This is a genomic window from Brevundimonas sp., from assembly GCF_036399195.1.
In the GTDB taxonomy this organism is placed as follows: Bacteria; Pseudomonadota; Alphaproteobacteria; order Caulobacterales; family Caulobacteraceae; genus Brevundimonas.
In genome coordinates this window covers 1-8,920 of record NZ_DASWNO010000088.1, presented here as the reverse complement: position 1 = coordinate 8,920, position 8,920 = coordinate 1, and the positions used below count along the sequence as shown (strand labels likewise).

The 8,920-nt window shown below is 70.7% G+C and carries 7 protein-coding genes; 6 read left to right on the top strand and 1 reads right to left on the bottom strand.

The window, feature by feature from the left end:
* The first annotated feature begins 52 nt into the window (after window positions 1-52).
* From VGB60_RS04300 to VGB60_RS04275, 6 genes are all read left to right on the top strand, one after another.
* A complete protein-coding gene (locus VGB60_RS04300; RefSeq protein ID WP_331037043.1) occupies window positions 53-2,386 on the top strand; it encodes a PAS domain-containing sensor histidine kinase in 2,334 nt (777 codons plus the stop codon).
* Between the two features lie 153 nt (window positions 2,387-2,539).
* Complete coding sequence (locus tag VGB60_RS04295) at window positions 2,540-3,382, top strand: HAD family hydrolase (protein ID WP_331037042.1); 843 nt, start codon at window positions 2,540-2,542, stop codon at window positions 3,380-3,382.
* Window positions 3,383-3,665: 283 nt separating this feature from the next.
* Window positions 3,666-3,992: a hypothetical protein gene (locus tag VGB60_RS04290; protein WP_331037041.1), complete on the top strand. Its 327-nt coding sequence runs from the start codon at window positions 3,666-3,668 to the stop codon at window positions 3,990-3,992.
* Between the two features lie 157 nt (window positions 3,993-4,149).
* Window positions 4,150-4,422: a hypothetical protein gene (locus tag VGB60_RS04285; protein ID WP_331037040.1), complete on the top strand. Its 273-nt coding sequence runs from the start codon at window positions 4,150-4,152 to the stop codon at window positions 4,420-4,422.
* A gap of 133 nt (window positions 4,423-4,555) precedes the next feature.
* Window positions 4,556-6,364 (top strand): tRNA (5-methylaminomethyl-2-thiouridine)(34)-methyltransferase MnmD, encoded by a 1,809-nt coding sequence (gene mnmD / locus VGB60_RS04280; protein WP_331037039.1) that lies wholly within the window; start codon window positions 4,556-4,558, stop codon window positions 6,362-6,364.
* Between the two features lie 26 nt (window positions 6,365-6,390).
* Window positions 6,391-6,801: a DUF6491 family protein gene (locus tag VGB60_RS04275; protein ID WP_331037038.1), complete on the top strand. Its 411-nt coding sequence runs from the start codon at window positions 6,391-6,393 to the stop codon at window positions 6,799-6,801.
* On the opposite strand, the gene scpA is transcribed toward VGB60_RS04275, so the two are convergent.
* Entirely contained in the window at window positions 6,802-8,919 is a 2,118-nt protein-coding gene (gene scpA, locus VGB60_RS04270) for a methylmalonyl-CoA mutase (RefSeq protein WP_331037037.1), read from the bottom strand. It lies immediately after the preceding gene.
* Between the last annotated feature and the right edge of the window lies 1 nt (window position 8,920).

Sequence of the window (8,920 nt, the reverse complement as noted above, 5' to 3'; positions counted from 1 at the left end):
TCCCTCTTCAGGTATGGTTACCGAATCAGGGCGTGGGAGCTGATCTGACCAAATGGCCGAGGCCGAGATCGCCTATGTCGCGACCGCGGGCGCCGCCGGGCTGGCGCTGGCGCTCAGCGCGTGGGCTGCCCGGCTGCGCGGCCGTCTGGCGATCCGGCACCGAGAGGCCGAGGCGGAGCTGACGCGGGTGCGCGCCGATCTGGCCGACTGCGACGGCGCGCTGGCGGCGTTCGAGGACGTGCGGCTAGCCCTGTCGCCCGACGGACGCACCCGACGGCTCGGCGCGCCGGCGGCGTGGAGCGCACTGGTTCGGGACATGGCCGCGGGGCCGGATGCGGACCCGGCGCTGGTGGTGCTCGACGCCGTCCGCGCCGCCGAGGGTGCGCGCCTGGACGCTCTCATCGACCGGGGCGAACCCTTCGACGCGGTGCTGGAGGGCTCGTCCGGCGCCTGGTCGATCGAGGGCCGGTCGTCAGCCGGCGCGGCATGGCTGAAGCTGGCGCGGCTCGGGCTGGTCGGCACGGCGGCGGAAAGCGGTCTGGGGCTGCTGGCGGACTCCTATCCAGCCCCGACATGGATCACCGACGCGGCCGGACGGCTGGCCTGGGCGAACCGGGCCTGGCTGGACGAGATGAAGGCCGACAGCCTCGAGGCGGCGCGCGAGCAGGGGCTCAGCTTCGACCGCGGCGCCGACGTCATCGTGGCCGAGGCGGCCCGGACGCGGCAGCCTCAGGACGGCTTCCGCTGGACCACCGGCGGTGGGCGGCGACGCGCGTGGCGGATCGTGGCCGAGCCGGTTCAGGGCGGGGCCGGCGCGGTGCTGGCCTTCGCGCTGGACATGACCGAGGCGGAAGAGACGCGCGACACCCTGCGCCGTCACGTCGAGGCCCACGACGAGACCCTGAACCATCTCGCCGACGCGGTCGCCATCTTCGGCCCGTCCAAGCGGCTGGCCTTCCACAACACGGCCTTCCAGACCCTGTTCAACATCGATCCGGCCTGGTTGGACGAGCGGCCGACGCACGCCGAGCTGTTGGACCGGCTGCGCCAGCGCCGGATGCTGCCCGAAGTGATCGACTACGCCGGCTGGAAGGCCAACGAACTGGACTTCTACGGCGCGGCCGAGGCGGCTCCGGACGACAGCTGGTCCCTGCCCGACGGACGCACCCTGCGCGTGGTGCGCCAGCCGCACCCGCTGGGCGGGGTGTTGCTGCTGTTCTCGGACATCACCGACGAGCTGAAGCTGCGCAGCCGGTTCAACGCCCAGATCCAGGTCCAGACCGCGACGCTGGACAAGCTGAACGACGCCGTCGCGGTGTTCGGCTCGGACGGCCGCATCCGCCTGCACAACGAGGCCTTCGACAATTTCTGGGGCGTCAGCGGCGAGGCGCTGGACGCCGCCAGCGACTTCGACGCCGTGGCCGCCCTGTGCCACGCCACCATGCCCGACCCGGCCCTTTGGCTGGGGCTGAAGGCGCGGGTGGCCGATCCCGATCCGGAGAGCCGGGTGCCGATCGCCGGCGAGGGACGCACCACGGACGGACGCATCGCCTCCTGGCTGACCCGGCCGCTGCCGGACGGAGCGACGCTGGTCGCCTTCTCCGACGTGACTGCCCGACGCGGGCTGGAACAGGCGCTGGCGGCCAAGGCGCAGGCGCTGGAGGAGTCGACCGCGCTGAAGCGCGAGTTCGTCGGCAGCGTCTCCTACGAACTGCGCACCCCGCTGACGACCATCGTCGGCTATTCGGAGCTGCTGGAGATGCAGGCCGACCTGCCGGAGCGAAGCCGCCAGCACGCCGGGGCCATCCGGGTCGCCGCCAGCCAACTGGCGGGCTCCATCGACGATGTGCTCGACATGGCCCAGATCGATGCCGGCGAGATGGAGCTGACTCTTGGCGACGTGCGGGTCCGCGACCTGCTGGACGCCGCCGCCGACAAGGCGCGCGCTCGTATCGAAGGCCGGGGCGCCAGTCTGACGGTCGTGTGCCCGCCGTCGATCCGCCCGATCCGGGCCGATGCGCAGCGGGTCGGGCAGGCGCTCGATCACCTGCTCGACAACGCCGCGCGGTCGGTGTCGGAGGGCGGGACGGTGTCCCTGACGGCCGAGGCGACCACCACCGAGGTCCGCATCCGGGTCGAGGACAGCGGGCGCGGCATTCCCTATCACCTGCAGGCGCACGTCTTCGACCGCTTCGTCCGGCGGGAGCGCGGCGGGCCGGGCGTCGGGCTGGCGTTGGTCAAGGCCTTGGTCGAGCTGCACGGCGGCTGGGCTGAGGTCGAGAGCGAACCCGGCAAGGGCGCGGCCTTCATCCTGCACCTGCCGCTGGAAGCCGCGGGCGTGGCGGCGGCGCCGGAGTTGCGGCTGGGGATGGCGAGTGGCGAGTGATTAGTGGCTAGTGGCTAGTGGCTGGGCGCCGGCGGTGCCGCCGCCTCGCCGGCGCTGCTCCCCGCAGGCGGCGCTGGAAACGGGCGGCGCTAACCACTAGTCACTAGTCACTAATCACTCGCGCCTCGCCACCAGCCACCCCTCGGACCCGTCATGGCCAAACGACTGAAGACCGCGCTGATCTACGACTTCGACGGCACGCTCGCGCGCGGCAACATGCAGGAAGTCAGCTTCATCCCATCGATCGGGATGACGCCGAAACAGTTCTGGGACAGCGTCTTCCCCACCACCCAGGCCGCCGACGGCGACGGCATCCTGATGTACATGCAGATGATGCTGCAGGCTGCGCGCGAGAACGGTCAGCCGGTGACGCGGCAGGCGTTGCGCGACCACGGCCGCGACGTGGCCCTGTTCGAGGGTCTGCGGGACATGAGCTGGTTCGAGCGGATGGACGCCTTCGGCGACCAGTTCGGGCTCGAGATCGAGCACTACATCATCTCCGCCGGGCTGACGGAGATGATCGAGGGCTGCCCGATCGCCAAGGCGTTCAAGCACGTCTACGCCTCGAAATACGTCTATGACGCGGAGGACGTGGCGATCTGGCCGGCCGTCGGCGTCAACTACACGACCAAGACCCAGTACCTGTTCCGCATCAACAAGGGCGTGTTCAACCACTGGGACGACGAGCGCATCAATCGCTTCATCCCCGACGACGAACGGCCGATCCCGTTCGAGCGGATGATCTTCCTCGGCGACGGCGACACAGACGTGCCGACCATGAAGATGATGCACACCAAGGGCGGCTTCTCGATCGCCGTCTACGACCCTGAGACCACGCCGCGTGACGCGACCAAGATCCACCGGCTGATCTCGGAGGACCGCGTGAACTTCGTCGCCGCCGCCGACTATCGCGAGGGGTCGCCGGTCGATCTGATCGTGAAGGGCCTGATCGGACGCATCGCGGTGAACGCCGGGAGAATGCCGGCGGACGGGTAGTTCTCTTAACGTCTTTCCGGGGCCGCGTAGCGGAACCCGGAACCCAGGGGCTCAGCACAAGTCGTAGAAGCGGCGGCCTTGGCGCCCGGTCTTCTGGGTTCCGGGTTCTGACCCGGCTGCGCCGGCCCAGCCCCGGAAGGACGAAGAGGTGAGTGGTGGCCCACTTCCCTCCGGTTCACAAATTCTCACGAAATCGGGAACGCGGAGGCGGGCTCTCGGTTGTCGGCTTCGTGATCGTTGGGACCGGCGGGTGCTCCGTCGGGCGATCTCCGGAGAATCGGACATGAACTTCAAGATCATCAGCCTGGCCGCCGCCAGCGCGCTCGCCCTCGCCGCCTGCTCGGGCCAGGACGACGCCGCCAAGACCGACGCCGCCGCGACCGCGGCCGAAGACACCTCGGCCATGGCTCCGGCCGACACGGGCGCCATGGGCACGACCGGCACGACTGGCACGACCGGCGGCACGATGGACGGCTCCACGACCGGCACGACCGGGACCACGGGCACGGCGGGCGCCACCGGCACCACCGGCACCACGGGCCAGACCCCCGGCACGCTGCCGACGGATCAGAACACCACCTCGTCGACCACCAGCCCGCCCGCTCAGTAAGGGGTTGCGCCGGAGCGGCGCCGGACGGCGATGTGCGGTTTCCCTCACGAGGCTTCACGAACGCGTGATAATTCGCTTGCGCTCGTGCTCACGTTCCCGTTATCTCGGGATTGCGAGGATTCATGACCTCGTGTGACCCTTCTGAAGGAAGAAACCCATGCGCATCGTCGCTCTGATCGCCGCTTCGGCCGCCGCTCTGGCCCTCGCCGCCTGCCAACCCGCCGCCGAAGACACCGCTGCTGACGCGTCGACCGACGCCGCCGCCGCCGCCGACACCGCCACGGACGCTGCCGCGACCGCCGACGCTGCCGCCGCCGACGCGACCGCCGCCGCCGCCACCGCCGAAGGCGCCACCGCTGCCCCCGCCGCCGACGGCGCGATGGCTCCGGCCGCCGCTGCTCCGGCTGCTGAAGAAAAAGCCGCTCACTAAGAGCGACTTCAAGACAGGCTCCAGGGCCTGACTGAAGGAAGGGCCGTCCTCTGGGGCGGCCCTTTTTCTTTGTCCGGACCGCAGCTTTGACGGCGGGCTTGCGGATCAGCGCCAGCCGTATAGGCCGGAGGCCATGATCGACGACCGATCCCCCCAGCTGGTCTGGACGGACGACGGCGCCCCGCGCTCGGGCCGGTTCGACGACGTCTATTTCTCGCGCGAGGACGGTCTGGCCGAGAGCCGCGCCGTCTTCCTGACGGGGTGCGGCCTGCCCGAAGCATGGAAAGGACGAAGCCGGTTCACGGTGGCCGAGCTCGGCTTCGGCACGGGACTGAACATCGCCGCCCTGCTGGCGCTGTGGCGCGCGGAGCGCCCGGCGGGCGGGCGGCTGCACGTGTTTTCCGTTGAAGGCTTCCCGCTGCGACGCGAGGAGGCGGCCCGCGCCCTCGCGGCCTGGCCGGAACTGGCCGGCTCCGCGTCGGCCCTTCTGGCGGCGTGGCCGGAGCCGACGCCCGGCTTCCACCGCCTGGACCTGCCGGGGTTCGACGCCGTCGTCGATGTCGCGGTTGGAAATGTGGAAAGCGCGCTGGCGCGCTGGTCCGGCCACGCCGACGCCTGGTTCCTCGACGGGTTCGCGCCTTCGACCAATCCGGAGATGTGGTCCGAGGCGGTGCTGGACGCGATCGTGGCCCGCTCGGCGCCGGGTGCGCGGCTGGCGACCTTCACCGTCGCGGGGTCGGTGCGACGGGGGCTCGCGGCGCGCGGCTTCACCATCCAGAAGCGGCCGGGACACGGGCGCAAGCGCGAGCGGCTCGAGGGGGTCTTCCCGGACCACTCGCCCCAGACGCCGGATACCCCGTCAATCGCGATCATCGGGGCCGGCGTCGCCGGCGCCGCGCTTGCGCGAGCGTCCGCCGCGCTCGGTATCGAAGCCGTGGTGGTCGAGGCGGAAGGGCCGGGCGCGGGCGCGTCCGGATTCCCGGCGGCGCTGGTGACGCCACGTCTCGACGCGGGCGACGAAGCGATCGCGGCGCTGCATGCGCAGGCGCTGGAGCGGGCCGGCGCCCTTTATGCCCCCGTGCCGAACGCCGTGGTGACCCGAGGGGTGCTGCAACTGGAACAGACGGCCCGCGACGGCCGCCGGTTCGGCAAGGTCGCCGTCCAGGCGATTTGGCCCGAAGGCGCGATGACGACGCTGGACGCCGACGCCTGTTCGGCGCGGCTGGGGGAGCGGGTCGGCGTGGGCGGGCTGTGGATGCGGGAGGCCTTGGCCCTGCGGCCGGCGGCTGTGCTTTCCGCCTGGCTGGGCTCCGCCCGGCGCGCGACAGGGCAGGTTGCGCGTATCGCTCGGTCAGACGACGGATGGCGCCTGCTGGACCGGGAGGGCCGAACAATCGTTTCCGCTCAGGTCGTTGTGATCGCCGCCGGATGGGGAACGGCCGCGCTGGCTTCACTCCTGCCGCTCGCGCCGGTCCGAGGCCAGGCGGATTGGGTCGATGACGCCGAAGGCCCCGCCGCGGCCTGGGGAGGATATGTCGCGCCTATGGGACACGGCCTCCTCTTTGGAGCGACGCATGATCGGGGCGAAAGCGCCGGGGGTCCGACGACCGAAGCGTCAGCGCGCAATCTCGCGACCTTGGCCGCGCGGATGCCGACCATGGCGGCGGGGCTGTCGCGCCGTGGAGACATCCGCGCCCGGACCGCCGTGCGCGCGACGACCCCCGACCGGCTACCGCTGGCGGGCGGAATGGGAGCGGCCGGCCTTTACCTGCTGGGCGGGCTGGGATCGCGCGGGTTCTGCCTCGCGCCATTGTTGGCCGAGCATGTCGTCGCGCTCGCCGTCGGCGCTCCGTCGCCACTGCCCGTGGATCTGGCGTCGCGCGTCGATCCGCTGAGATTCAACCGGACCCTTGTGCAACCGGCTGCGCCGACAGACGATTGAGCCGGCGTCGCCGCCCGGAGAACACCATGCGCACCGCCCTCGCTCTCGCCGTCTTCACCCTCACCGCCGCGGGGGCTTGCGCTCCGATGGACGGAGCGGCCACGGGAGCATCGACGGCCGGCCAGTCGCCGCGCCAGTGTTTCGACGTCCGGCAGGTCAGCAACTACCGCCAGGGCGACACGGGCCAGCTATATCTGCGCGTCGGGCGCAGCGCGGTGTACGAGCTGAGCGCCGCCGGCGGCTGCACGGACCTCGACTTCGCCCAACGGGTGGCCCTGATCCCCGACGGTATCGGCGGATCGCGGCTGTGCACCGACGACTGGGCGCGGGTCGTCGTCCCCGGCTCCACGAGCGCCAACACCGTCTGCCGCGTCCGTCTCAGCCGTCAGCTGACGCCGGAACAGGTGGCGGCCATCCCCGAACGCCAGCGTCCGTGATCAGCCCTTCTGGGCGTAGCCGAGGCGCTGGTTCAGCTTCTCGATCAGATCGATGGCGGTGTCGGCGATGACCGAGCCGGGCGGATAGACGGCGGCGGCGCCGAGATCGATCAGGGTCTGGACGTCCGACGGCGGGATGACCCCGCCCACCACGATCATGATGTCTGGCCGCCCGAGCTTTTCCAGCTCGGCCTTCAGCTCAGGCACCAACGTCAGGTGTCCCGCCGCCAGCGACGAGGCGCCGACGGCGTGGACGTTGCGCTCGACCGCCTCCTTCGCCGCTTCTTCGGGCGTCTGGAACAGGGAGCCAGCCGTGGCCTCGAGCCCGAGGTCGCCATAGGCGGTGGCGACCACCTTCTGGCCGCGGTCGTGGCCGTCCTGTCCCAGTTTGGCGATCAGGATGCGGGGCGGGCCGCCGTCGTTCTCGACGAAGGCGGCGACCATGTCGCGGGCGCGGCTGATTTTCGGATCCGCGCCGGCTTCCCTCGCATAGACGCCGGAGACGGTCTTCACGCTGGCGACGTGGCGGCCGAAGGCGGCTTCCAGCGCGTCGGAGATTTCGCCGACGGTGGCGTAGGCGCGGGCCGCCTGCACCGACAGCTCCAGCAGATTGGCGGTCCCGCGCGCGCCCTCGGTTAGGGCGGTCAGCGCCGCCTGGGTCTTCGCTTCGTCGCGTTCGGCGCGCAGTCGCTTCAGCTTGTCGATCTGGGCGGCCAGAACGGCGGCGTTGTCGACCTTCAGCATGGGGATGTCGTCGACGGCGTCGGACAGGTAGCGGTTCACGCCGACCACGGTCTGCTGACCGGTGTCGATCCGCGCCTGCGTCCGGGCCGCGGCCTCCTCGATCCGCAGCTTGGGCACGCCGGCGTCGATTGCTTTCGCCATCCCGCCCAGCGTCTCGACCTCGGCCATCAGGGCGCGGGCCTTTTCGGCCAGCTCGTGGGTCAGGCGCTCGACGTAGAAGCTGCCGCCCCAGGGATCGATGACGCGGGTCAGGCCGGTCTCCATCTGCAGCAGCAGCTGGGTGTTGCGGGCGATGCGGGCCGAGAAGTCGGTGGGCAGGGCCAGCGCCTCGTCCAGCGCATTGGTGTGCAGGCTCTGGGTCTGGCCCCCCGCCGCGGCCATGGCCTCGACCATGGTGCGCGGCACATTGTTGAACACGTCCTGCGCCGCCAGCGACCAGCCCGAGGTCTGGCAATGGGCGCGCAGGGCCAGGGACTTGGGATCCTTGGCGCCGAACTTCGCCACCGCCTCGGCCCACAGCAGGCGGCCGGCGCGCAGCTTGGCCACCTCCATGAAATAGTTCATGCCGATGGCCCAGAAGAAGCTCAGGCGCGGCGCGAACCGGTCGACGTCCATGCCCGCCGCGACCCCGGCCTTCAGGTATTCGACGCCGTCGGCGAGGGTGTAGGCCAGCTCCAGATCGGCCGAGGCCCCCGCCTCCTGCATGTGATAGCCGCTGATCGAGATCGAATTGAATTTCGGGGTGTGCTCGGCGGTCCAGGCGAAGATGTCCGACACGATCCGCATCGAGGGTTCGGGCGGATAGATGTAGGTGTTGCGGACCATGAACTCCTTGAGGATGTCGTTCTGGATGGTCCCGGTCAGGGCCGCGTGCGGCACGCCCTGCTCTTCCGCCGCGACGACGTAGAGGGCGAGAATCGGCAATACCGCGCCGTTCATCGTCATCGACACCGACATCTGGTCCAGCGGGATGCCGTCGAACAGCGTCCGCATGTCGTAGATGCTGTCGATGGCCACCCCGGCCATGCCGACGTCTCCCTTCACCCGCGGATGGTCCGAGTCATAGCCGCGGTGGGTGGCCAGATCGAAGGCGATCGACAGGCCCTTCTGACCGGCGGCGAGGTTGCGGCGATAGAAGGCGTTCGACGCCTCGGCGGTGGAGAAGCCGGCGTACTGGCGGATGGTCCAGGGGTTGGACGCATACATGGTCGGATAGGGCCCGCGCACGTAGGGGGCGATCCCCGGCAGGCCGTGAATGGCGGCGAGTCCCTGCAGGGCTTCCGGTCCGTAGGCGGTCGCGACGGTAAGCCCCTCGGGTGTGGTCCACGGCTCGCGAGACGGGCCGGTTCCGGTCGCGCCGGCGTCGAGGGGGATG

Coding starts and splice junctions, on each gene's coding strand:
- VGB60_RS04300 (WP_331037043.1), top strand. CDS start 53: ATGGCCGAGGCCGAGATCGCCTATGTCGCGACCGCGGGCGCCGCCGGG.
- VGB60_RS04295 (WP_331037042.1), top strand. CDS start 2,540: ATGGCCAAACGACTGAAGACCGCGCTGATCTACGACTTCGACGGCACG.
- VGB60_RS04290 (WP_331037041.1), top strand. CDS start 3,666: ATGAACTTCAAGATCATCAGCCTGGCCGCCGCCAGCGCGCTCGCCCTC.
- VGB60_RS04285 (WP_331037040.1), top strand. CDS start 4,150: ATGCGCATCGTCGCTCTGATCGCCGCTTCGGCCGCCGCTCTGGCCCTC.
- mnmD (WP_331037039.1), top strand. CDS start 4,556: ATGATCGACGACCGATCCCCCCAGCTGGTCTGGACGGACGACGGCGCC.
- VGB60_RS04275 (WP_331037038.1), top strand. CDS start 6,391: ATGCGCACCGCCCTCGCTCTCGCCGTCTTCACCCTCACCGCCGCGGGG.